We start from the raw sequence: 26,291 nt of genomic DNA, 5'->3' as shown, positions 1-26,291 counted from the left end.
TATGAAAACCGCCCCACAAAAACTCCTCATCCTAGCGCTGCTGCTCGCCCAATGGATTGCCGCCGCCCCTACGGACAATCGTGTTGACCCAACAAAGGGTAAAGACAGCACCGAAACTAAAAGTCAAATTGACGAATCGGTGCAGCTACGCATGCAGCAATTGGCCTTGCGTTCAAATGCCACTTTAGGTCTAGAAAATTACGGTGCTAGCGCTCCAAAAACTTTTAAATCATTTCCTGAACTCGACAAACAACTGGCGGTTAATAAAGAGTTTCATGTAAACTATGATCAAAGTTTTGAACCAGAATTTAATGATCTCTACTTAGCGGAAAATTTCATACAATCGGGTCGTGTTGACACCCTAAAACAAAAGGCAGAACAACTTATTGAAAAACTAAAAGAGTTAGGAAACTTTGTCGATGTTCTTACGGGCAAAGACCTTCTATCACTACCTGTTGGGTTACGTAAAAAAGACCCTACTTCCGGTAATGAAATTGTGATTGCGGTAAGTAGCGTACGTTTCCATTCAGAATATGCCGAGCTAAAACTTTGGGCAAAAATGGATATCCCTCAAAGTAATAAATCCCTAATTTTTGGTGCGGAAGGTGTCAAATTTTCACGTCAAGGTGCCTTGGTAGGAGACGCCAAACTAGTCTTATTAGGTGATTTTCCGATTGCATTCAATGGTGACAACTGGCTCTTAACACTTAAGGGTGGGCAAAATTTAAAGACTGGTAATTTTACCAGTAAAAGTTATATTTCAATAGACTGTAACGGGCTAAAGGAAGTTAGTCTTGAAGGGAATTTAAAAGTTTCTAGAAATATGCTCTTGCCATTAAAAGATGATGGTTCCTATATGTGCGGAGACTCTAAAGAAAATTTCCCCGAAGATGACAACGGAAAAAAAAAGGCTAGAGAAGGTATGTGTTACGTCGAAACCTCTTTTAGCGTCGTTTCTTCCGGTTGGAATGATGTCCTAATTGATGTTACACTTCCTGATTTTGAAATGGTGGGTCTTAAAAATTGGGGTTTCAAATTACAAGATGCCGTACTTGATCTAAGTGATACAAGGAACTCAGCAAATGTTGTTTTCCCCGAAGCATACAATCAATTACTGCCACAAGACAATCGTAATCTGTGGAGAGGTATTTATGCAAAACAGGTTAAGATTGTACTCCCAGAATCTTTCAAAAAAATAACTGGTAATGATGAGAGAGTTAGTTTTAGTGCCAATGACCTCATTCTAGACAGTTTTGGTCTTTCTGGTAAATTTTCGGCAACAAATATTTTAAAACGTGGCGAAGGAGCAGCTGGAAAATGGGGATTTACTGTTGATTCCCTTGGTCTTACTTTAGTAACAAATAGTATAAAGGGAGGAACACTTGCCGGAGATATCAAGGTTCCGATAATGGAGCAACCCTTAGGTTACGAAGGATGGATTGCAGAAAATGAATATGGGCTAAAAGTTGCCTTACAAGATACCGTAAAATACAAAGCTCCCGCTTTTCTTGGTGAAATCGAATTGCAGCCCAACTCAAGTGTTGCTTTAAAAGTAAAAGAAGGAAATTTCTACCCTTCTGCGAACTTAACGGGCACCCTAACTGTTGCGGGTGGCATAAATCAAAAAGCGGACGACACCCCCGAAAAAAAGGATGAGAATACAAAAGATGACGATCCAGAAAGACCAGAACCACCAAAAAGAGCAAAAGGCTTTGAGTTTGAAGGTATCAAGTTTCAACAATTAGTGCTTCAAACTGAACCTGACAAACCCTATATCTCCGCAGATTATTTTGGCTTTGAAGGGCAGTTTCAATTGTTGTTCTTCCCGGTCACCATCTCAGGAGTACAATTGGCAACCCAAGGGAATGATAAGGCGGGACTCAAATTTGACATGGCCTTACATCTTGATGAAAAAGGTAGAGGAGCCGAAACCTCAATGAGTATTCTTGGAAAATTAGATGACTCTAACAAACTACATACATGGGAATTTGAAAAGGTAACCATCGATAAAATAGTTGTTGATTTTGATCGTAATGGATTCCGTATTAAAGGTGGACTTGAAATCATGAATGATAATGCGGAATACGGAGATGGCTTTGCAGGTGAAGTTACAGCAACAGTAAAAGATCTTTCCATCGAAGTTGGTGGAAAAGCCATGTTTGGTGCCAAACCATTAGAGGACAATGCAGAAGAATCTTTCAGATATTGGTTTGTTGACGTTTGGACCAAAAAGGCTAAGAAAGAGGGACAGGACAAAGGTAAATTTCTCATAGATGCTTTTAGCGGCGGACTTTCAAACCGAATGCGCCGAAAAAACGCAGATAGTTTCTGGACCCCAACAGGTGCCGTATATACCCCAGACCCAGAAATAGGTTTAGGTATACGCGCCGGAGTAACAATTGGTGTTCAAAAAGAAACGACCTTCAGAGGTAAAGCCATGCTTGAAATGGTATACAACCGCGGAGGTGGTTTAAATAGAATCGGCTTTACTGGTGAAGCAGCATTTATGACAGCTGTAGATAATACACCTAGTGAAGAACTCATTAAAAAGGAACTTGATGATTTCGAAATAAGAGTAAAAGATTTTCAAGCAAAATATCCTGGAGTTTATGAAGCTTTAGTTGCGGCTGGGGAATATACGGCAGCAGCAGAAGAAATCATACCGGTAAGAGAAATAGCAGCCAGTGGAAAAATAGGAGCCTATATTGGTATACAGAAAGATTTTACTACAGGTACTTTTCATGGCGAATTTGAACTTTACATTTCTACCAAAGGTTTAAGAGGTGCTGGCCCCTCCAATAGAGCAGGAAGAGCAGTTTTTCACTCTGGTCCGGATTCATGGTACATGCATTTAGGTTCACCAACGGATCGCTTAGGACTTGTCTTTACGCTTAGCGATGTTATTGAATTGGAAGTTGGTGGTTACTATATGACCGGTGATATGTTACCCACGCAATTAGCTCCGCATCCAAGAATACTACAAATTCTAGGTGATGACATTCTTGATAAGAATAGGAGACCAAATGAGTTAACCGCCGGTAAAGGTTTTGCCTTCGGTTTAAGTTTCTCCATTCGAAAACGTTTTCAATACCTCATATTTTATGCAACATTGGAAGTAGGTGCAGGACTTGATGTAATGCATCGATATTATCCTGATGCGCGTTGTCAAGGAAGGCCAGGAGCTGTCGGAAATAATGGATGGTATTCCTCGGGAAATGTTTATACCTGGCTCTATGGAGAGTTTGGTGTTGGGGTTAAATTACTATTCATCAAAAAGGATATCAAAATTGGAGAAGCGGGTATAGCAGCCTTGCTGCAAGGTCAGTTTCCAAATCCCTCAAATTTTAGAGGCTATGTGGGCATGTATTTTAGTGTTCTCGGAGGACTTGTCAAAGGTAGGTTACGCCTAAAAATTGAGTTTGGAGATAAAAAATGTATTCTAGAAAATATCAACCCATTTACTGAAGTACCTATTATATCAGATCTAACACCACAATCAGGTTCCGATGATGTAGATGTATTTACGGCTCCTCAAGCGGTTTTCAATTACGCTATAGAAAAACCCTTTACCATTGATACTTCAGAAGGTCAACAAACTTTCAAGATTAACTTAAAATCCTTTGAGTTAGAATCAGAAGGAAAAATTGTTCCAGGTACTTTGGAATGGAATTCTGATCTAGACGCAGTTACTTTCATTCCAGACGAAGTATTACCATCCAAAAAAGATGTGGTGGCAACAGTGGAAGTCACTTTTCAAGAAAAAGTAAATGGAAACTGGCAAGTCATTATGCAGAACGGAAAGCCTGGTGTTGAAAAAAGAGAGTCCAAATTTATTACAGATATCGCCCCTGATCATATTCCCTTGGAAAACATTGCTTACATGTATCCTGTTATTGATCAGAAGAATTTTTATCCAAAAGAATTCGATAAAGGATATATAAAATTAAAAAGAGGACAGACGTATTTATTCGATGGAGGTTACACTGTAAAAGCTCAAATCAATGAGAATGGCACTGCGACACGCACGAATTTAGGGTACAACTCCGCAAACAAAATGGTGAATTTTGACTTACCAGAGATGAGTACTTCAAACCTCATGATATTAGATATTATGGCATTTCCTCCTGGAGATAATCAACCTTCAGAAGTTGTGGTTATAGAAGAAACTACAGAGTTTGATGAAGAATCAGGTGATACAAGTTGGTACGACCCCGTAAATGACGCCACCACAACGGAAGATACAAGTGGCAGTGTTACCGTAGCTAATAAAAAAGCAGCGAATGTAACGATCGCAAATGCTGAACCTAAGTCACTCCTAAACTACAATTTTACAACGAGCCAACACACTACTTTCAAAAGTAAAATGCGTTCCTTAAGCATCGTTGACAATATCACAGACATAATAGCAGCAGATGTTCATAGCATTCATCTTCGATTGAAACGTTATGAAAATTTTGACATCCCAGAAGTTCTAGGTACTAAGTATACTGAGGGAAAATCTATGGTATATAGTGAAGCTATTTTAAAAGATAACTATTACAAAAAGCAAATCTATCCACTGAACTATGAAAACTATCCTTTAGATGGTAACATAACAGTAAATAGAGATGAAAACGTACTAGGAGTACCTCCTGTAAGAGGTTTAGAGGTTCCGAGTTGGTATAGTTTTTACTTGCGGGAGCAACCGACATCTACCTATGTTACCGAACGTTACCCAGTAGCTTACAATTTACCCCTTCATTATAAAAATGATTTCCTGCACTTACAATATTCAATTGTGAACAGATACATAAACAATACTCCGAATGAGGCCAAATACAATGAATTTAAGTATTTGATAGAGGGACAATTTCCTGCGCTTCCCTTGGGAGATTTTAAAACCTATCTGATTTATAGAACTCCTGGAAATGTGCACACCGATCGCTTTGAAATTAAATTTAAAAATGATTAAACAAACCCAAATAATGAACCACGCCATTCAAAAACAAGCACATAGTCTTTTACTAGCCTCTCTTTGCTTTTTTATGTTCTCTGGATATAGTTTTGCGCAAGAGGAAGCATCGGTTCAAGTTTTGGCTAAATCAGCATCCAATAAAATCATGCTGCGCTGGGCTGCCAATACTCCTTTTGCTTGGAAAAAAGGTAATGAACTAGGCTATCTTGTTGAAAGATATACGGTTTCACGAAATGGCAATGCCGTTATTCCAGTGGAAAGTACCATGATTACGTCCTATCCTTTAAAACCAAAACCACTTGAAGAATGGGAAACACTTGCTACAAGTGATGACAATGCCGCGGTAATTGCGCAAGCGATTTACGGTGAAGGTTTTGAAACAAGTACGATTGGCAGTGCAGATAATATCTTAGCAATGAACAGTCAACTCGAACAACGTTTTACGTTTTCATTAATGGCGGCAGAGCAAAACTATGAGGCAGCAAAATTAGCGGGTTGGGCTTTCGAAGATAAAAGCGTGATAGCAGGAGAAAAATACCTCTATAAAATTCGGATTGCTATACCAACTGACTCGAGTTTACAAATTAAAGAAGGAAGTGCTTATGCCAGCACAGAGTTCTTTGAAGAGTTACCAAAACCATTAGGCTTTGCAAGTATTTTTGCTGATGGAAACGTAATGCTAAATTGGGATTTCAGTTTACTAAAACAAACTTATAGCACATACCTATTAGAAAAATCTACTGACGGCACTAATTTTCAGCAAGTAAATGGTCAACCCATTTTCAATGCTGAGGAAACCAAAGAAGGTAAGCAAGTCTCCCTATTCTACAATGATAGTATACCCAATAACAAAAAGTTCTATTACCGAGTTAAGGGTATTACCCCTTTCGGAGAAATAGGACCAGCTTCAAATGTAGAATCTGGTATGGGAAAAGACGTATTGGATTTTACACCTCATATAACGCGTAAAAGAATACCAACGGATGAAACAGTAGAGATCGAATGGGAGTTTTCAGAAGAAGGAAACGACAAAATAACAGGCTTCGAACTAAAACGAGCCAATAAGGCGGAAGGACCTTATGAAACTGTCGTAAATAACATTCCTTCCACAAATAGAAAAATAAGTTATACAGGACTCAAACGTATTAACTACTTCGTAGTAATGGCTTTAGGAAAAAACGGAACTCAGAAACCCTCTTTTCCGGCAATTGTGCAGCCAGTAGATTCTATTCCGCCAAAAACACCTATAGAATTAACAGGCACAATCGATACTACGGGAATCGTGCAGCTTTCTTGGAAAGCAAATGAAGAACTAGATTTATCAGGATATCGCGTGTTCAGAGCAAATAACCCAGATGCTGAATTCTCGCAACGTACTTTAGAACCAAATCGTAAGAACACTTATATCGATACTTTACAAGTAAAAAATTTAAACACAAACATATATTACAAAGTCATGGCTGTGGATCAGCGTTACAATCAATCTGAACTTTCAGAAATGTTGACCATAGAAAAACCAGACCTTATTCCGCCTTCATCTCCGGTAATACAAAACTATACCAGCACTGAAGAAGGTATACAATTAAACTGGGTACCTAGCTCAAGTGAAGATGTTACCGGGCATACAGTCTACAGAAAAGCATTGGCAAGTGAAGAAGAACGTTGGGAAGAAATTGTTGTGATAAAAATAGAAGAAAACACAACTTCTTATATAGATGCAGCAGTTATTCCAAACCAATCTTATGCATATACCATAGTGGCTAAGGACAAGACAGGTTGGGAAAGTACCCCTTCTGATCAATTGGTTGTCAAAGCACCTAAAAAATTGTTTGGCGACTACATAACACGCTTTAATGGCATTGCCGATAGAGAACTTAGATTCATAAGGCTTTCTTGGAAAGCAGAAAGTACAAATGCCTCAGAATTTTTAATCTACCGTGCTACAGGAGAAAATCCATTGACACTTTATAAGACCGTAAGCGCAGAGGAAAATAATTTTGTTGATACCAACCTGGTAATTAATAAAATGTATACCTACGGTTTAAGATTAGTTGAAAAAGATGGTACACAATCGCAATTAAAGAAAGCTAAGGTTAGCTACTAATGAAAAAAGCATTATGAAAAAGTTCTACTTCATATTTTCTCTTTTTGTACTTCTATTCTTTTATGGAATGGATGCGAATGCGCAACATGAGTATAAAATAGAATTTCAAATTGAAGTTTATTTCAGAAATTCTTCTGCATTTGACTATAATTTTAGACTGGCAAACTTTAGTGGAGATTCTAGCGGTCCTAGTCTTTTTCGTGGAAACGTTGTTGTAGGTCCAATTGAAACTTCTTTTAATCAAGAAGACTATATCATATCTACATCTACTAACTATTTAGGAATTAATAGAGATATAAGTGGCTGGAATCAGTTTTACGATTTTTGTAGTGTGCCCTTAGGAAGGGATATTTTAAATGACGGTGATTCTTTCGCTTCATACTTCAATGTTTATAAAATATTGCCCTTCTCGACAGTAAACGGATATAGCGCAACCAATAATACACTATCTGAATGTCAATCATCATCGCTCATGGTTCATTCAGATTCATGTGGTACCGCAAGTTATGCCGTGCAATACCAAGTAGGAGGTAGTGCTGTATGGAGTACACTTTTAGCATACGGTAGAAGAAGTAGCTCATTTAGTTTTCAAAAAAATGATTTTCCTGGACTTGATAATTTTGAAAACCTTAGGCTTAGATTACAGTATAATAATACAGGTACCATAGAATATTCAGACGTCTTAACTTACTCTTATTTACCCTGCCCTCCCGTTTTAAACAACACAATTCCTATCGATGTAAGTTGTTCTGATAGTGATGATGGTAGTGCCAAACTAAATTTCGATAGGGCGCTTGATAGTGGAAGCGGAGAGGAATTTCGCGCTACTTTAAGTGGTATAACCCCTGAAGGTTTCGCTATTCCAGAAGCTGATGTTATCGTGACCAATTTTGCCGCTGATAACTCCTATACCTTTTCCAATATCGAAGCTGGTACATATACCATTACCTATCAAACCTTTTTTGACGATGGCATGGGTAATATGGTACCCAGCAGTACTGGGGAGACAGGGAATTTTGCGATCAACCGACCAAGTGTGGTAACGGTATCTGAAGTATCGACATCTCAACCGGTTTGTCCAGGTGATACCGGATCGGTTACCCTTACAGCTAACGGAGGAACAGCTACCAACTACGAGTACTCTGTGAATAATGGAACATGGCAAAACAGTGCAACTTTCAATAACCTTACTCCGGGCAGTTATACTTTTAGAAGCAGAATAACCGTAGCGGGCGGTGTAGAATGTATTTCCCCTACTCCTATTGATGTTACTATCAATGCAGTAACGAACCCATTAATCATTGAATTTGCCCAAGAATCGGATATGGCCTCCTATCCAGGAGCAACTGACGGTTCAATTGCGGTTCGTATCTCAGGTGGTAGCGGTCCTTACTCCTATTCTATTTCAGGACCGACTCCAGATACTGGAAGTTTAAGTATCGGCACGAACATCATACCTGACTTACAAAATGGTTCGTACACACTAACCGTCACAGATTCCAATCCGTGTAGTGTAAATTTCCCAACATCCATAGTAGTGTCTGCCGTTGAAGTACCCAGTGTTGTCTCAGCCAATATAACTAATGAAATTTCATGCTTTGGAGACTCCGATGGGGTTATTGCTATGAGTATTTCAGGGGGACAAACACCTTATCAATATGCTTGGAGACGCAATGGCACTGCAATATCTGGCAGTGGATCAAGCCTCTCTGGATTAAACGCAGGCACCTATGAACTAACCGTGGCCTCGGCAGGTGGGGATTTATCCATACCCGCATCTACCGTTTCCAGGTCAATTGTATTGAACAACCCAACACAACTATCCATAACAAGTGCTACTACTAATGCTATTTCTTGCTTTGGAGGCAATGACGGATCCATTGATGTGACCGTAAATGGAGGAACAGCTCCCTATCGTTATCGTATTGCTAATTCTGGAGGTTTTACCAATCTTGATGCTTCAGGAAACATTCCTATAACCGTAGCAGGCAACTACCCACTTTTCATCCGTGATGCCAATGATTGTGAAGTATCGTATTCAGGAACCTTAAGCATCATCGAACCACCAGCAATCACATTATCAGAAGTAGTAGCCTCTCATGTGGATAATACCATCAACGCAGGTACCACCGGAGAGCTAGAAGTAGCCATAGCAAATAATATAGGTACAACCACCTATAACTGGACACGTAACGGTACAGCCTTTACGCCACCTGCAGGATCAACAAATACCCGTTTGATTAACTTACCAGCGGGTGACTATGGCCTTACCGTCATTGACGGCAATGGTTGTAGCGCAAGTCTTGCTGCTCCCATTATCATTACTGAACCAGGGCCTTTAGGGATTACATCACTTACCAATGGCAAGATTGATGTATCATGTAAAGGAGAAGCTACGGGTGCTATAACCGCTACGGTAACAGGTACACCTCCTTTTAATTTTGTTTGGGAGCGACAGGGAGATCCTGGGTTTTCGGCGCCCAATCAAGCAACTATTACCGGTCTAGAAGCAGGTACCTATACCCTAAGACTCACCGATGCCACACCAACACCTGAGGTAACTCTTGATGTAACGATAACAGAACCAGCTTTGGCCTTAAACGCTACTGCCCTACCAACCGATGTGTCTTGCTTTGGGGGTACTAATGGTAGTATTTTAGTCAATGCTACAGGTGGAACCGCACCTTATACCTATTCCCTAAACGGAGGAGCTTTTCAAGCAAGTAACACTTTTACAGATCTAACACCCGCCTCCTATTCCATTGATGTGCGCGATTTTAATGGTTGTGGATTTGGAACTACGGCCCTTATTGGCGAACCCGATGAACTCATAGTAACCCTTGACCTTGATAATACAACAGACGTATCTGTATCTGGTGGTTCAGATGGGGCTTTAGCTATTTCCATTGCAGGTGGAACAATGCCCTATGACATCACTTGGACAGGACCTAGCTTTTCAAGCACATCCGAAGATATTACAGGACTCATCGCAGGAACCTACACCTTAGTAGTTCGTGATGCAAATCATACTACTGATTCCGGTGGATGCTATCTTATTCAAAGTTTCTCTGTTTCTGAACCAGGGCCATTGTCCATAGATACCATCATAGCTACAGATGTGGAATGTAAAGGAGATGCCACAGGAGGTATTGTTGCTACCGTATCGGGTAATGCCCCGATAACCTATACATGGAGTATTGGTGGTAGCGTAATCACAGGAGCCGATACCAATACCTTACAAAATATCGTAGCAGGAACATACACCCTAACCGTATCCGATGCGTCGGCCAATCCGCCAGAATCCATAAATATTGTTGTTGACGAGCCTTTAGAAGCATTAGATGCTACGGGAGCTGCCTTTGATGTTACTTGCAACGGTGCCAATGATGGTAGCGTGCAGATAAACGCAACCGGAGGAACTCCTCCCTATACCTATTCTCTTGATGGGGGAGCTTTTGGTACGAGTAATACTTTTACTGATCTTATCGCTGGAAGTTATCCTGCCGTGGTTCGAGATCTAAATAATTGTGAGTTTATTTTGCCTAACCCCATAACAGTAGTCCAGCCACAAGAAATGGGGCTCGATATTGACCAGCAAACCAGTCTTTCTGCCGCTGGTGCAAATGATGGGGCAATAGCTATTCTTCCTTTTGGAGGCACACCGCCTTATAATTTTATATGGACAGCCGATAATGGGTTTACTTCTTCTGATGAAGATATATCCAATTTAGCAGGGGGTACTTATACCCTAGTTATTCAAGATGCCAACTACAATACAGCTGTTGATACAGGATGTACCTATACCCAGTCTTTTGTCATTGCTGAACCCGGAGTTCTCCTAGCTTCTATAACCCAAAGTGTATTCTTAGAGTGTAAAGACGACGCCTTTGCAGAACTTATCACTAATGTACAAGGTGGTGTGTCTTTCCCTGATGGTAGTTATACCTACGAATGGTTCCAAGTAAATGGTGGAAGTAACACCCTACTTACCGAGACCTCAGATATCATTGCTGATTTAGGCGCTGGAGAGTATTTTGTGCGCGTTACTGATGCTAATTCCATTAGTGTTGATGCATCCAGCATAGTCGTTACAGAACCTGATCGACTCTCCATTGTACTAGAGGGTAAAACAGATATTCTATGTCAAGGTTTGGCAACAGGTGCTATTGATGTATCCATTACTGGAGGAACACCTCCCTATCAATACTCGTGGAATAATACAAGTACTACACAAGACCTTACTGACATCCCTTCAGGAGATTATACCCTTGATGTAGTAGATGCAAATGGTTGTATCACTGATATCGATGTGAATATTGCAGAACCTTTAGATCCTCTAACAATTGACAATGTAGCGCAAACAGATGCATCCGCATATCTTGCCGCAGACGGAAGTATCACGTTAACCCTCTCGGGAGGAACCCTGCCCTATACTATTGCTTGGACTAGAGATTCCGATAATTCCAATGCGGGAAGTACCGCTGGCATTACCAACCTTGCTGCTGATTTTTATACCGTATCCATAACCGATGCCAACGGATGTAATCTTACAGAGACCTATCAAATAAATCAACCCGATATTGTAGAAGAGACCCTTGTTAATCCCATCTGTACGGGTGAGGCCAACGGTAGTATTAGCTTACTGGTTAATGAAGGGAATGGCACCTTCACCTATCAGTGGAGCAACGGGGCAACCACTGATACCATAACCGATCTGCTTGCAGGAAGCTATAGCGTAACAGTAACAGGGCTTCCTAACGGGCCCGTTGAACGCACATATATTTTAGAAGACCCAGAGCCTTTATCTGTCGAACTTGGAGAGAACAGAACCTTATGTCTAGATCAATCCATCGAACTTGATGTTACAGCTGCTGATCCAGCATCAACATATCTATGGAGCGCCGATAACGGATTTACAAGTACTCAATCTATAGTGACTATTACAGACCAAGGTATCTATAGCGTAAGTGTTACTTCCCCTTCAGGATGTACTGCTACTGGAAGTATTACCATCAATACAAGCTCAGAAGAAATTGGCGCAGAACTCGTAATGTCCTCTCAAGCTTTTACAGGAGAACCTGTCTATGCAGTAGACACCAGTAATCCAAGACCAGATTCCATCTCATGGATATTACCCACAGAGGCTACAGTTATAAACCAAAATCAAGACGAGGCGGAAATGGTATTCGATACTCCTGGAGAATACGAAGTAACCCTTATCACCCAAAAAGGAAATTGTTCTGAGAGTCAGACCAAAACCGTAATCATTGTTGAACGGGACGCATCAGTATCTACAGACTCTAAAAACGACACTCAACCCATTGGAGACTTTATTCTATACCCCAACCCTACTTCAGGACAATTCACCGCACAGGTTGATCTGCCAGAAAGAGGTAACATCGCCATTAAAATATTCAGCTTCGCTAACAACCAAATGATAGCATCTAAAAAAGATAGAGGAACCGACAACTACTTAATGGAATTCGATATATCTGGGACTCCTCCAGGAGTGTACGCAGTACTACTTGAAACTGAACAAGGAAACACACTTAGAAAAATTATTGTGAGGTGATTAAAATTATGAGAAAACTTGTATTCCTTCTTGGGGTTTTCGCACTGCTTTTAAGTAGTGTAAATGCTAACGCACAATATAAATATAGAATTGAAGCGCGCATTGGTGCCTTTGGATCTCATAGTGGTCCAGGAATGGATATTAATGCCTACTTAGTTACACCTCCTGCATATACTTCATCAAATCGTATTTTATCTTATCAAGTTGAAGGTTGCAGGACAGCTGTAACAAGAGGCGGTGACGGGGCGAATATGGTTGTTAATAGTAATATTGAGTATACTCACATCAATATCCAAACAAGATATACGGGTCCCAATACAGCATCTTCATGTACTAGAAGTGGAACTAGTAATACCCGCATACCTATAGGATGTTATAATGAAGCTGATATCATAAGCTTATTTCCCACAGCCTCAGGAGGATACTTAAGGATTACCAAATTACCTCCCTTAGCAGAGTTGAATAACTATAATTCAACAAGTAATCTACTTTCGACATGTAGTACTAAAAACCTAATAGTAGGTGAAGGATATTGTACTGATGCAGAGATGCAGTATGGAGTACAGTATCAAGTTCAAGGAAGTTCTATATGGCAAACATTATTACCCAACGGGTTAAATCCACTTAGTTTTTCTTTTGACTATTCTGATTTTATGGGACTAAACATAAGAGAAAATGTTAGAGTTAGAATTAACTATGGCGGAGGAGGATTCTCCGATATACTCACCTATTCCTACATACCCTGCCCTCCCGTTTTAAACAACACAATTCCTATCGATGTAAGTTGTTCTGATAGTGATGATGGTAGTGCCAAACTAAATTTCGATAGGGCGCTTGATAGTGGAAGCGGAGAGGAATTTCGCGCTACTTTAAGTGGTATAACCCCTGAAGGTTTCGCTATTCCAGAAGCTGATGTTATCGTGACCAATTTTGCCGCTGATAACTCCTATACCTTTTCCAATATCGAAGCTGGTACATATACCATTACCTATCAAACCTTTTTTGACGATGGCATGGGTAATATGGTACCCAGCAGTACTGGGGAGACAGGGAATTTTGCGATCAACCGACCAAGTGTGGTAACGGTATCTGAAGTATCGACATCTCAACCGGTTTGTCCAGGTGATACCGGATCGGTTACCCTTACAGCTAACGGAGGAACAGCTACCAACTACGAGTACTCTGTGAATAATGGAACATGGCAAAACAGTGCAACTTTCAATAACCTTACTCCGGGCAGTTATACTTTTAGAAGCAGAATAACCGTAGCGGGCGGTGTAGAATGTATTTCCCCTACTCCTATTGATGTTACTATCAATGCAGTAACGAACCCATTAATCATTGAATTTGCCCAAGAATCGGATATGGCCTCCTATCCAGGAGCAACTGACGGTTCAATTGCGGTTCGTATCTCAGGTGGTAGCGGTCCTTACTCCTATTCTATTTCAGGACCGACTCCAGATACTGGAAGTTTAAGTATCGGCACGAACATCATACCTGACTTACAAAATGGTTCGTACACACTAACCGTCACAGATTCCAATCCGTGTAGTGTAAATTTCCCAACATCCATAGTAGTGTCTGCCGTTGAAGTACCCAGTGTTGTCTCAGCCAATATAACTAATGAAATTTCATGCTTTGGAGACTCCGATGGGGTTATTGCTATGAGTATTTCAGGGGGACAAACACCTTATCAATATGCTTGGAGACGCAATGGCACTGCAATATCTGGCAGTGGATCAAGCCTCTCTGGATTAAACGCAGGCACCTATGAACTAACCGTGGCCTCGGCAGGTGGGGATTTATCCATACCCGCATCTACCGTTTCCAGGTCAATTGTATTGAACAACCCAACACAACTATCCATAACAAGTGCTACTACTAATGCTATTTCTTGCTTTGGAGGCAATGACGGATCCATTGATGTGACCGTAAATGGAGGAACAGCTCCCTATCGTTATCGTATTGCTAATTCTGGAGGTTTTACCAATCTTGATGCTTCAGGAAACATTCCTATAACCGTAGCAGGCAACTACCCACTTTTCATCCGTGATGCCAATGATTGTGAAGTATCGTATTCAGGAACCTTAAGCATCATCGAACCACCAGCAATCACATTATCAGAAGTAGTAGCCTCTCATGTGGATAATACCATCAACGCAGGTACCACCGGAGAGCTAGAAGTAGCCATAGCAAATAATATAGGTACAACCACCTATAACTGGACACGTAACGGTACAGCCTTTACGCCACCTGCAGGATCAACAAATACCCGTTTGATTAACTTACCAGCGGGTGACTATGGCCTTACCGTCATTGACGGCAATGGTTGTAGCGCAAGTCTTGCTGCTCCCATTATCATTACTGAACCAGGGCCTTTAGGGATTACATCACTTACCAATGGCAAGATTGATGTATCATGTAAAGGAGAAGCTACGGGTGCTATAACCGCTACGGTAACAGGTACACCTCCTTTTAATTTTGTTTGGGAGCGACAGGGAGATCCTGGGTTTTCGGCGCCCAATCAAGCAACTATTACCGGTCTAGAAGCAGGTACCTATACCCTAAGACTCACCGATGCCACACCAACACCTGAGGTAACTCTTGATGTAACGATAACAGAACCAGCTTTGGCCTTAAACGCTACTGCCCTACCAACCGATGTGTCTTGCTTTGGGGGTACTAATGGTAGTATTTTAGTCAATGCTACAGGTGGAACCGCACCTTATACCTATTCCCTAAACGGAGGAGCTTTTCAAGCAAGTAACACTTTTACAGATCTAACACCCGCCTCCTATTCCATTGATGTGCGCGATTTTAATGGTTGTGGATTTGGAACTACGGCCCTTATTGGCGAACCCGATGAACTCATAGTAACCCTTGACCTTGATAATACAACAGACGTATCTGTATCTGGTGGTTCAGATGGGGCTTTAGCTATTTCCATTGCAGGTGGAACAATGCCCTATGACATCACTTGGACAGGACCTAGCTTTTCAAGCACATCCGAAGATATTACAGGACTCATCGCAGGAACCTACACCTTAGTAGTTCGTGATGCAAATCATACTACTGATTCCGGTGGATGCTATCTTATTCAAAGTTTCTCTGTTTCTGAACCAGGGCCATTGTCCATAGATACCATCATAGCTACAGATGTGGAATGTAAAGGAGATGCCACAGGAGGTATTGTTGCTACCGTATCGGGTAATGCCCCGATAACCTATACATGGAGTATTGGTGGTAGCGTAATCACAGGAGCCGATACCAATACCTTACAAAATATCGTAGCAGGAACATACACCCTAACCGTATCCGATGCGTCGGCCAATCCGCCAGAATCCATAAATATTGTTGTTGACGAGCCTTTAGAAGCATTAGATGCTACGGGAGCTGCCTTTGATGTTACTTGCAACGGTGCCAATGATGGTAGCGTGCAGATAAACGCAACCGGAGGAACTCCTCCCTATACCTATTCTCTTGATGGGGGAGCTTTTGGTACGAGTAATACTTTTACTGATCTTATCGCTGGAAGTTATCCTGCCGTGGTTCGAGATCTAAATAATTGTGAGTTTATTTTGCCTAACCCCATAACAGTAGTCCAGCCACAAGAAATGGGGCTCGATATTGACCAGCAAACCAGTCTTTCTGCCGCTGGTGCAAATGATGGGGCAATAGCTATTCTTCCTTTTGGAGGCACACCGCCTTATAATTTTATATGGACAGCCGATAATGGGTTTACTTCTTCTGATGAAGATATATCCAATTTAGCAGGGGGTACTTATACCCTAGTTATTCAAGATGCCAACTACAATACAGCTGTTGATACAGGATGTACCTATACCCAGTCTTTTGTCATTGCTGAACCCGGAGTTCTCCTAGCTTCTATAACCCAAAGTGTATTCTTAGAGTGTAAAGACGACGCCTTTGCAGAACTTATCACTAATGTACAAGGTGGTGTGTCTTTCCCTGATGGTAGTTATACCTACGAATGGTTCCAAGTAAATGGTGGAAGTAACACCCTACTTACCGAGACCTCAGATATCATTGCTGATTTAGGCGCTGGAGAGTATTTTGTGCGCGTTACTGATGCTAATTCCATTAGTGTTGATGCATCCAGCATAGTCGTTACAGAACCTGATCGACTCTCCATTGTACTAGAGGGTAAAACAGATATTCTATGTCAAGGTTTGGCAACAGGTGCTATTGATGTATCCATTACTGGAGGAACACCTCCCTATCAATACTCGTGGAATAATACAAGTACTACACAAGACCTTACTGACATCCCTTCAGGAGATTATACCCTTGATGTAGTAGATGCAAATGGTTGTATCACTGATATCGATGTGAATATTGCAGAACCTTTAGATCCTCTAACAATTGACAATGTAGCGCAAACAGATGCATCCGCATATCTTGCCGCAGACGGAAGTATCACGTTAACCCTCTCGGGAGGAACCCTGCCCTATACTATTGCTTGGACTAGAGATTCCGATAATTCCAATGCGGGAAGTACCGCTGGCATTACCAACCTTGCTGCTGATTTTTATACCGTATCCATAACCGATGCCAACGGATGTAATCTTACAGAGACCTATCAAATAAATCAACCCGATATTGTAGAAGAGACCCTTGTTAATCCCATCTGTACGGGTGAGGCCAACGGTAGTATTAGCTTACTGGTTAATGAAGGGAATGGCACCTTCACCTATCAGTGGAGCAACGGGGCAACCACTGATACCATAACCGATCTGCTTGCAGGAAGCTATAGCGTAACAGTAACAGGGCTTCCTAACGGGCCCGTTGAACGCACATATATTTTAGAAGACCCAGAGCCTTTATCTGTCGAACTTGGAGAGAACAGAACCTTATGTCTAGATCAATCCATCGAACTTGATGTTACAGCTGCTGATCCAGCATCAACATATCTATGGAGCGCCGATAACGGATTTACAAGTACTCAGCCTATAGTAACTATTGCAGATCAAGGTATTTACAGTGTGAATGTTACTTCCCCTTCAGGATGTACTGCTACTGGAAGTATTACCATCACTACAAGCTCAGAAGAAATTGGCGCAGAACTCGTGATGTCCTCTCAAGCTTTTACAGGGGAACCCGTCTATGCAGTAGATACCAGTAATCCAAGACCAGATTCCATCGCATGGATATTACCCACAGAGGCTACAGTTATAAACCAAAATCAAGACGAGGCAGAAATGGTATTCGATACTCCTGGAGAATACGAAGTAACCCTTATCACCCAAAAAGGAGATTGTTCTGAGAGTCAAACTAAAACCGTAATCATCGTTGAACGAGACGCATCAGTATCTACAGACTCTAAAAACGACACTCAACCCATTGGAGACTTTATTCTATACCCCAACCCTACTTCTGGGCAGTTCACAGCAGATGTTAGTCTGGCTGAAAGAGGAAATATCGCCATCAAAATATTCAGCTTCGCAAACAACCAAATGATAGCATCTAAAAAAGATAGAGGAACCGACAACTACTTAATGGAATTTGATATATCTGGGACTCCTCCAGGAGTGTACGCAGTACTACTTGAAACTGAACAAGGAAACACACTTAGAAAAATTATTGTGAGGTAATACAAACGGGCAACAAAAAAAGTGATTTGCTAGTACAAATCACTTTTTCGTATCGTCGGGATGACAGAACTAATTCCATCATCACAATATGTTAACTATCAGACTTTTATAGCCTTCATTTTAAATGGTAAACCGAACTCTAAACTCGGTTCGAAATGGCACAATTGGATACAAATTTTATGTGTCTTTTGCTATACTAAATTACGTAATAAATCAATACAAATAATCATCACATATTATTTGTATTGTTACTTTATTGGTTTTATTCATTTCGTGAATAAAATTACTTGAGACTAAATACCTTCAAAACCTATATCCGGTTTTACCGAAATGAAGTAAAGCTATTTTCGCTCTCACTTCATATAATAAATTCTTATTTTCTATTATACCATACGAACAATAACCGTATGATAATTTCCTATATTGGTAGGATATTGAATTCTTGGCATATACATATTACAGGAAGAGTACAAGGCGTAGGGTTTCGGCCCTATGTATACCGATTGGCTACCAAACAGAAACTAAACGGAATTGTATACAACGATATTAATGGAGTACATGTTGAATTTTTGGCTAGCAAGGAAGTGGCAATTCCGTTTTACAAAAAACTAATTGAGGCTGCGCCCACTCTGACGAAAATCACTGGACATGAGCTTTATGAAATTGATGACCGAAGTTTTGAAGGCTTCCAAATTTTACAAAAAAAAGAAGCAAAAACTGCGGCAATGATGCTTCCGCCAGATTTTGCCATCTGCGAAAACTGTCGAAAAGAAGTCTTGAATAACTCTGATCGAAGAGGGTTTTATCCATTTATTACTTGTACGGAATGTGGCCCGCGCTATTCCTTAATCAAAAAACTCCCCTTTGAAAGAGAATTTACTGCAATGGATGATTACAAAATGTGTCCGACTTGCAATGAGGAGTATTTAAATCCAAAAGATAGACGATATCATTCCCAGACCAATTCCTGTGCTGATTGTGGAATTCGATTAAGTCTATCAAACACTTTGGGGAAAGAAGTTGAAAGCAATCCAGAATTGGCAATTAAGAAAGTAGTTGCTTTATGGAAGGAAGGAAAAATTGTTGCCATTAAGGGAATTGGAGGCTACCTCCTAACCTGCGATGCTTCTAATGCGGAAACCATCAAAACCTTAAGAAAACGGAAACATAGGCCCTCAAAGCCATTTGCATGCATGTATCCCAACCTAGCATACGCCGAACAAAAGTTTATAATTTCAACTGCTGAAAGTAAAGCGCTTACCGGGGAAGTAGCTCCGATTGTTCTATTGCGATTGAAAAAGAAACAAGCTAATACTGCGCTAAATGGAGTAGCACCTGGTCTTGACCAAATTGGGGTGATGTTACCATACACTCCATTATATGAGCTTCTATTACAAGAACATGGAAAACCAATAATTGCAACCAGCGCTAACCTGAGCAATGCTTCCATTGTTTTTGAAGATAGAATGGTATTTTCTGATCTAGCTGGTATTTGGGACTACGTGCTTAGTAATAATCGAGAAATTGTAACATCTCAAGATGATAGTGTACTACGCTTTAGTCCCATAAAAAAACAGCCGATACTTATTCGAAGATCCCGAGGTTTGGCACCGAACTATTTTGGTTCGATATCAAATGATGAAAACACTACAATTTTGGCTATGGGTGCTTCACAAAAAAGTGTTTTTGGATTGTTTTATCAAAGCTTGTTATACTTAAGTCAGTACTTGGGAGATTTAGCCTATTTCGAAAGTACTGAGAATTATAAAAGAACGCTCAAGCATTTCATGACCTTTCTCAAATGTCAACCTAAGGTCATTCTTGTTGATAGTCACCCTAATTATTATTCTACCGAATATGGGAAACAGTTGGCAGATACCCTTGGAGCAAATCTTGTACCTATACAACATCATTTCGCCCATTTCGCAGCAATTTTATCGGAACATTCACTCCTGACTAAATCAGAAAAAGTATTGGGAGTTATATGGGATGGGACTGGTTACGGCGATGATAGCAATATTTGGGGAGGGGAATTCTTAACTTTTGAAAATGGGTCGTTTAACCGCATGGCTCACCTGTCTTATGTATCTGTTATTGTGGGAGACAAAATGGCCTTAGAACCCCGAATTTCAGCCCTGACTCACTCCTATGGAAATGCCAAAGCGATGGAAATGTTAAAGAAAAAGTTTAGCAAACAAGAATGGCAGTTATACCAAAAAATGCTTGGCAATAAGCAAGTGCTAAAGGCATCTAGTATGGGTAGACTATTCGATGCTGTTGCTTGTTTATTAGGAATTATAGATATCCAAAGTTATGAAGGAGAGGCTGCATTGCAACTCGAAACCCTTGCTCAAGAGTATTATGAAAAAAGCAAAATAATTGAACATACAAGCTATGTTTCTCAATTATCGTATATTGAAGAAGTATCCACCGAAGAAATTATTGAAGGCATAATGAAAGACCTTAACGATGGGGTGGGTATAGATCAGATTGCATTTCAATTTCATTTCACTTTGGTGAAGATGATTGAAAATTTTGCAGCCACAAAAAGTATAGTAAAGTTAGCTTTTAGCGGCGGCGTATTTCAAAATGCACTCCTGGTCGATTTAGTACAGCAGTATTTAGGCAACAAATTTGAGCTGTATTTTCATAAAGAAGTATCGCCGAACGACGAAAACATTGCTTTGGGTCAATTGGCCTATTATCAAATTACAACTAAAGATGAAGTTTCTAAGTGAATACCGAGATGCCGATTTGGCAAAAAAATATTTAGATGAAATTTGTGCTACCGTCACTCAACCTTGGAACATCATGGAAGTTTGTGGTGGTCAAACCCATAGTCTGGTAAAAAATGGAATTATGGATTTGTTACCCAAAGAATTGCAAATGATTCACGGACCTGGTTGTCCTGTTTGTGTTACTCCATTAAACCTAATTGATAAAGCAATATACCTTGCTGAAGAAAAAAATGTTATCCTTTGCTCTTTTGGAGATATGCTTCGCGTACCGGGTTCAAAAAAGAGTCTGTTGCAAGCAAAGGCTGCTGGTGCTGATATTCGTATTTTATATTCGCCACTTGAAGCTGTTCAATTAGCGAGTGAAAACCCAGACAAAGAAGTAGTCTTTTTTGCTGTTGGTTTTGAGACAACAGCTCCGGCTAACGCGCTTTCGATTGATAAGGCTGATGATTTAGGCTTGACAAATTATTCCATTTTGGCTTCCCAAGTTTTGGTACCCCCTGCAATGGAAGCAGTTATTCAAGATGAAGAAAGTAAAATAGATGCCTTCCTTGCGGCTGGCCATGTATGCACTATTATGGGGATGGAAGAGTATTATCCCTTAGTAGCACATTATAAGATTCCAATGGTAGTAACGGGTTTTGAACCTGTTGATCTTTTACAAGGTATTTTACTTACCGTTCAACAATTAGAGAAAGGTGAAGCAGTATTGCAAAATCAATATAGTCGCGTAGTAAAGCCAGAAGGGAATCGTAAAGCTCAAGAACTGCTTCATAAAATTTTTGAAATAACCGATAGAGAATGGCGTGGTATCGGAAATATTCCAAAGAGTGGTTTTGAATTGCGTCCGGAATATGTCTCGTTCGATGCCAATCTTAAATTCAGTATTGATATTCAGAAGGTTGAGGAGCCAAAAGAATGTATTGCCGGTCTAGTGCTTAAAGGAATTAAAAAACCAATGGAATGTTCGCAGTTCGGAAAAAAATGTACTCCCCAAAACCCAATGGGAGCTCCAATGGTAAGTTCTGAAGGAGCTTGCGCTGCATACTATCACTTTAGCGGAGCAATAGAAACTATTTCGTAACCTACCTTATTCCAAAGAATGTCTAAAACTCCCATAAAAATGCAATTGCAATGTCCGATGCCTAAATTGGATTTCGACATTATTACACTTGGTCATGGAAGCGGCGGACTACTGACTAACAAACTATTAGATTCGGGGGTTTTTCATCTCTTTGACAATGAGCATTTACAGCAACGACATGATGGGGCAATACTGGAATTAAAAGGCAAGACCGCTTTTTCAACAGATAGTTTTGTAATCTCCCCTATTTTCTTTCCGGATAGTAATATTGGTGAATTGGCTGTAAATGGAACGGTAAACGACCTGGCCATGTGTGGTGCTGTGCCAAAGTATCTTTCGCTCAGCTTTATAATTGAAGAAGGTTTAAAGATGACTGAGTTCTGGGATATTCTGGTTGCCATAAAGTGGGCTTCTGAAAAGGCTGGGGTACAAATCGTGACCGGAGACACTAAGGTGGTTGAAAAGGGAAAAGGAGATAAAATATTTATAAATACAAGCGGCGTAGGTCAAGTGCATGACAATGCGAAAATTTCATTAGAGCATGTTAGACCTGGTGATAAAATCATTGTTAGTGATTCTATTGCTACCCATGGGATGGCGATCATGTCCGTTCGGGAAGGTCTTGAGTTTGAAACAACTATCAAAAGTGATACAAGATGCTTAAATCATATAGTATCAGGTTTGTTAGATGATTTTGGAGAAGACATACACTTGCTAAAAGACCCAACACGAGGCGGTGTGGCAACTGTTCTTAATGAAATTGCAAGGGATGGAAACCTGGGTGTAGAACTCAACCAAAAACAACTACCAATACAAAAAGAGGTTAGTGCGTCATGTGAATTACTCGGTTTAGACCCCCTCTATGTGGCCAATGAAGGTATTTTTATGGCAGCAGTTGGTGGCGAAATAGCCGAAAAAGTTATTGAGAAACTACGAAAAATAGAACATTGTTCAAACGCATCTATCATAGGAGAAGTGGTAGAAAATCATGCAAAACAGGTGGTGATAACCAGTGCTATTGGTGGCAAGCGTGTAGTAAGCATGTTGGTAGGCGAACAGCTTCCCCGCATTTGCTAACCAATTTACAAGGTTTTTTATTTTTTATTATATTGTTAGGCTCTAAATAACAAACCAAATGAAAAACTACACTATCAGCGCATTTTTTGTGCTTGCTACTACTTTTTTTTATGGTCAAGAACAGACTCAGGATACCGTAAAAATAGACCCCGTAGAAGTTACCGCACTAAGGTCTTCTTCACCACTTAAAAATTTACCGGTTAATGTTGCCGTAATCAATCAACTAGCTATCCTTGAAACACAACCGCCCTCCGCAACGGAAATCTTAAAATACACTCCAGGAGTTGTCATTCAAAACGACGGTGGTATAACCAGTACTCCTATTATCAGAGGATTGTCAAGAGAACGAGCTCCCATTCTAATTGACGGAAATTCATTTGTTGGTGGCCGTATTAGAACTTATTCATTGATTGATCCCTGGCAAGTGGAACGGGTAGAAGTCATTAAGGGCCCAGCCTCAGCTTTTTGGGGAAGTGATGCAGTAAGTGGACTTGTTAATGTAATTACGAGAAAGGCAGAAAATGGATATGGTAAGGACTTCAAAGTAGGTGCCAGTTTTTATGGCGGTTATCAATCTGTGAATTCCTATTCCCGCGGAAGACTTGAAGTTGAAGGAAGAGGTAATGGTTTTGACTTTTTAATTGGAGGCGGTATTCGTGATGCCAGTAATACTGAAACACCCGGTGGAGAAGTGCCAAACAGCCAATTTAGTTCTAATTATTTCGATTGGAACATAGGGTATTCGCCAGCAGAGAATCATCGCTTTGAGTTTAGCGGAAAGTATTTTAAAAATGAAGATGTTGGATTCCCAGGCGGACTCGGAGCACCTGGCCCACCAATACGAGTAAGAACGTTTTCACCAGATGAACAGACAGGGTACAATTTTAACTATAGCGGCAAGAACTTGTCTTCAACTTTAGAAGAAGTCGGCTTTAGTGCATACTCGAAACAACAACGCCTTCACATAGCTCAGGTAACCAATGTCTTTTTTCCGAGTACTATGGACATCAATAGAAGAATTGATGTCAATTTAGATGTTGATGTAAATTTTGGTGGTGCAAAGGCTTTTGCGGCATTGCGATTGGCAGAAAATTCCAAATTGACGGTAGGGGCAGATTATCTTAAAGAGCACCGTTTTGGAACAAAGCGAGAGTTAATTGTAGATATATTCAATCCCATGGGAGTCCAAGTAAACCAAGTAACCCCTCCCCCAGGTCAAATACAGCCCGATAGTTATGCGACTTCAATTGGTTTGTTTGCTGTAGAGGAGTGGAAAGTCAGTGATGCCTTTGATTTACTAATCGCGCTTCGTTATGACAATGTAAAAAATGAAATTGAGGAAGAACCATTTTTTATTCCAGAGATAGCCGATTTATATACTGATGATAATACTTCTGATAACAATAGTGCCTTAACGGGTAATATTGGAGCTAAAATCCATGCTTCGGAAAAATCCGATTTCTCTATCAATTTAGCGAATTCCTTTAGAGGGCCTGACCTATTTTCTAAGTACAATTTTGCTGATGGAGTTATTCCCAATCCAGATTTAGAGCCAGAAAAAGGAACGTTCTATGAGCTAGGCTATTCCTACGATGGTGACAAATTTAAATTTGGCGCCAATTTTTATCAAAACTTTTTAGATAATCTTTATGTTCCTGTCAGTGTTGATTTTCAAGGCACTCCCGCTGTACAAAATCAGGCCGTGGGAGAAGCTACGCTAACAGGTTTTGAATACCAACTTAGCTATGTCATCGGGAAGTTGTCCAGCGTTTTCTGGACTGGGTCATACATTAGGGGAAAAAATAAAATAACTGATGACGACCTTGCTTTTATGCCCGCCGATCAGAATCTGTTAGGGTTTCAGTTGCGAGACAACCAAGACGCCTTCTTTGGACGTGTGGAAGGTATTTTAACAGGTAAACAAAACAGGCCTGCCCTTACGGAAAGGGAAACGGATGCCTATACGCTTTTCAATCTGAGTGTAGGTGTAAATCTGCACAATGCTTTTCCTAAATTTCCCCACGCCAAGTTAATCTTGTCCGCGGATAATATTACGGATAAGGAATACCAAAGCCATGTCTTTAGAGGAACACCAGGCAATCAAACCCGATTTTTTGCTCCCGGACGCAGCATTAATGCCCAACTTATTATTAGATTAGGGGTTGCAGGGAAACATTAAATAGCCTTTGAACAGTACAAAACAAAAAATATTAAAATCAGCTATCCAACTCTTTAATGAAAAAGGGTTGGTCAATGTGCGCTTGCAGCACATTGCAGATAACACAGGCATAAGTGTGGGAAACCTAGCCTATCATTATTATAGTAAAAAGGCCATAATTCAGGCCATCGATGCTGAATTGGGTGAAGAATTGGAACTATTACTTTCGATAGACCAAAACTTTCCTTCCCTGATCGACTTTGATAATCATTTAGGGCGCTATTTTTTTATACTCAATCAGTATTCGTTTTACTTTTTGGATATGCTTGAAATGGAAAGAGCCTATCCCAAAATGCACTCCAAACGATTGGAATACATGGAGAAAATGATAGCTCAAATCCATGAATGGCTTTTGCTTAATATGGATAAGGACATTTTGAAACCTGAAAAAGGTGAAAATCATTATTTACATACCTCAGAATCCATATGGATGATTATTACCTTTTGGCTCACGCAAAGACAAGTTCGCGGTAAGACCGAAATTGGGGAAGGTCATTTCAAGGAATTTATTTGGACACAACTTTTCCCACTATTTACTGAAGCAGGATGGATGGAATGCGAAGCCATAATTCTTCCTCAATTAAAATTTCATTCTGGAGACCCATATTCGCTGGATTTCCGTAAATTCACTTAGAACTAGTTTAAACTAAATTTCGAAAAAATGTGTCTCGCAGTACCCGGAAAAATCATAGGCTTTGTAGATAATATCGAAAGTGTCTTCAAGATTGGAAAAGTCTCTTTTGACGGTATTGTAAAAAAAATCAACCTAGGTCTGGTACCAGAGGCCAAAGAGGGCGATTATGTATTGGTTCATGTAGGGGTCGCAATGAGTGTAGTTGATGAAGAAGAGGCAAAACGTACCATGGATTTTCTGTTAGGAACGGATGATTTAGACGATATTCGACCTGACGACGAATAATAATACTTAATTC

At 40.4% G+C, this 26,291-nt stretch carries 10 protein-coding genes; all 10 read left to right on the top strand.

Annotated features, from left to right (window positions below; genetic code table 11):
- Position 1: 1 nt before the first annotated feature.
- The 10 genes from ACKWCD_RS00430 (at position 2) to ACKWCD_RS00385 (ending at position 26,278) form a co-directional block, all read left to right on the top strand.
- Entirely contained in the window at positions 2–4,951 is a 4,950-nt protein-coding gene (locus ACKWCD_RS00430; RefSeq protein WP_413981945.1) for an Ig-like domain-containing domain, read from the top strand.
- Complete coding sequence (locus ACKWCD_RS00425) at positions 4,944–7,058, top strand: hypothetical protein (RefSeq protein WP_413981944.1); 2,115 nt, start codon at positions 4,944–4,946, stop codon at positions 7,056–7,058. Before ACKWCD_RS00430 ends, ACKWCD_RS00425 begins: the two co-directional genes overlap by 8 nt.
- 13 nt (positions 7,059–7,071) lie before the next feature.
- Positions 7,072–12,630: a T9SS type A sorting domain-containing protein gene (locus ACKWCD_RS00420; protein WP_413981943.1), complete on the top strand. Its 5,559-nt coding sequence runs from the start codon at positions 7,072–7,074 to the stop codon at positions 12,628–12,630.
- 8 nt (positions 12,631–12,638) lie between these two features.
- Positions 12,639–18,242, top strand: a complete 5,604-nt coding sequence (locus tag ACKWCD_RS00415; protein ID WP_413981942.1) for a T9SS type A sorting domain-containing protein — start codon at positions 12,639–12,641, stop codon at positions 18,240–18,242.
- A 407-nt stretch (positions 18,243–18,649) separates the two neighbouring features.
- Positions 18,650–20,980, top strand: a complete 2,331-nt coding sequence (hypF, locus tag ACKWCD_RS00410) for a carbamoyltransferase HypF (protein ID WP_413981941.1) — start codon at positions 18,650–18,652, stop codon at positions 20,978–20,980.
- Complete coding sequence (gene hypD, locus ACKWCD_RS00405) at positions 20,964–22,064, top strand: hydrogenase formation protein HypD (RefSeq protein ID WP_413981940.1); 1,101 nt, start codon at positions 20,964–20,966, stop codon at positions 22,062–22,064. Before hypF ends, hypD begins: the two co-directional genes overlap by 17 nt.
- Positions 22,065–22,103: 39 nt before the next feature.
- Entirely contained in the window at positions 22,104–23,141 is a 1,038-nt protein-coding gene (gene hypE, locus ACKWCD_RS00400; RefSeq protein ID WP_413981939.1) for a hydrogenase expression/formation protein HypE, read from the top strand.
- Between the two features lie 58 nt (positions 23,142–23,199).
- Entirely contained in the window at positions 23,200–25,320 is a 2,121-nt protein-coding gene (locus ACKWCD_RS00395; RefSeq protein WP_413981938.1) for a TonB-dependent receptor plug domain-containing protein, read from the top strand.
- A gap of 7 nt (positions 25,321–25,327) precedes the next feature.
- The gene (locus tag ACKWCD_RS00390; RefSeq protein WP_413981937.1) at positions 25,328–25,993 is read left to right on the top strand and encodes a TetR/AcrR family transcriptional regulator; all 666 of its coding nucleotides are present in this window, start codon (positions 25,328–25,330) and stop codon (positions 25,991–25,993) included.
- 27 nt (positions 25,994–26,020) lie between these two features.
- Positions 26,021–26,278, top strand: coding sequence for a HypC/HybG/HupF family hydrogenase formation chaperone (locus ACKWCD_RS00385; RefSeq protein WP_138657695.1), 258 nt, complete (start codon positions 26,021–26,023; stop codon positions 26,276–26,278).
- The last annotated feature ends 13 nt before the right edge of the window (positions 26,279–26,291 follow it).

Origin of the sequence: Maribacter taeanensis, from assembly GCF_047345145.1 — a bacterium.
In the GTDB taxonomy this organism is placed as follows: Bacteria; Bacteroidota; Bacteroidia; order Flavobacteriales; family Flavobacteriaceae; genus Maribacter_C.
The sequence above is the reverse complement of the archived record's forward strand: the minus strand, read 5'-3'. Positions and strand labels throughout refer to the sequence as shown.

Excerpts from the sequence above, each read along its gene's own strand:
- ACKWCD_RS00430 (WP_413981945.1), top strand. The coding sequence starts at position 2 with ATGAAAACCGCCCCACAAAAACTCCTCATCCTAGCGCTGCTGCTCGCC.
- ACKWCD_RS00425 (WP_413981944.1), top strand. The coding sequence starts at position 4,944 with ATGATTAAACAAACCCAAATAATGAACCACGCCATTCAAAAACAAGCA.
- ACKWCD_RS00420 (WP_413981943.1), top strand. The coding sequence starts at position 7,072 with ATGAAAAAGTTCTACTTCATATTTTCTCTTTTTGTACTTCTATTCTTT.
- ACKWCD_RS00415 (WP_413981942.1), top strand. The coding sequence starts at position 12,639 with ATGAGAAAACTTGTATTCCTTCTTGGGGTTTTCGCACTGCTTTTAAGT.
- hypF (WP_413981941.1), top strand. The coding sequence starts at position 18,650 with ATGATAATTTCCTATATTGGTAGGATATTGAATTCTTGGCATATACAT.
- hypD (WP_413981940.1), top strand. The coding sequence starts at position 20,964 with ATGAAGTTTCTAAGTGAATACCGAGATGCCGATTTGGCAAAAAAATAT.
- hypE (WP_413981939.1), top strand. The coding sequence starts at position 22,104 with ATGCAATTGCAATGTCCGATGCCTAAATTGGATTTCGACATTATTACA.
- ACKWCD_RS00395 (WP_413981938.1), top strand. The coding sequence starts at position 23,200 with ATGAAAAACTACACTATCAGCGCATTTTTTGTGCTTGCTACTACTTTT.
- ACKWCD_RS00385 (WP_138657695.1), top strand. The coding sequence starts at position 26,021 with ATGTGTCTCGCAGTACCCGGAAAAATCATAGGCTTTGTAGATAATATC.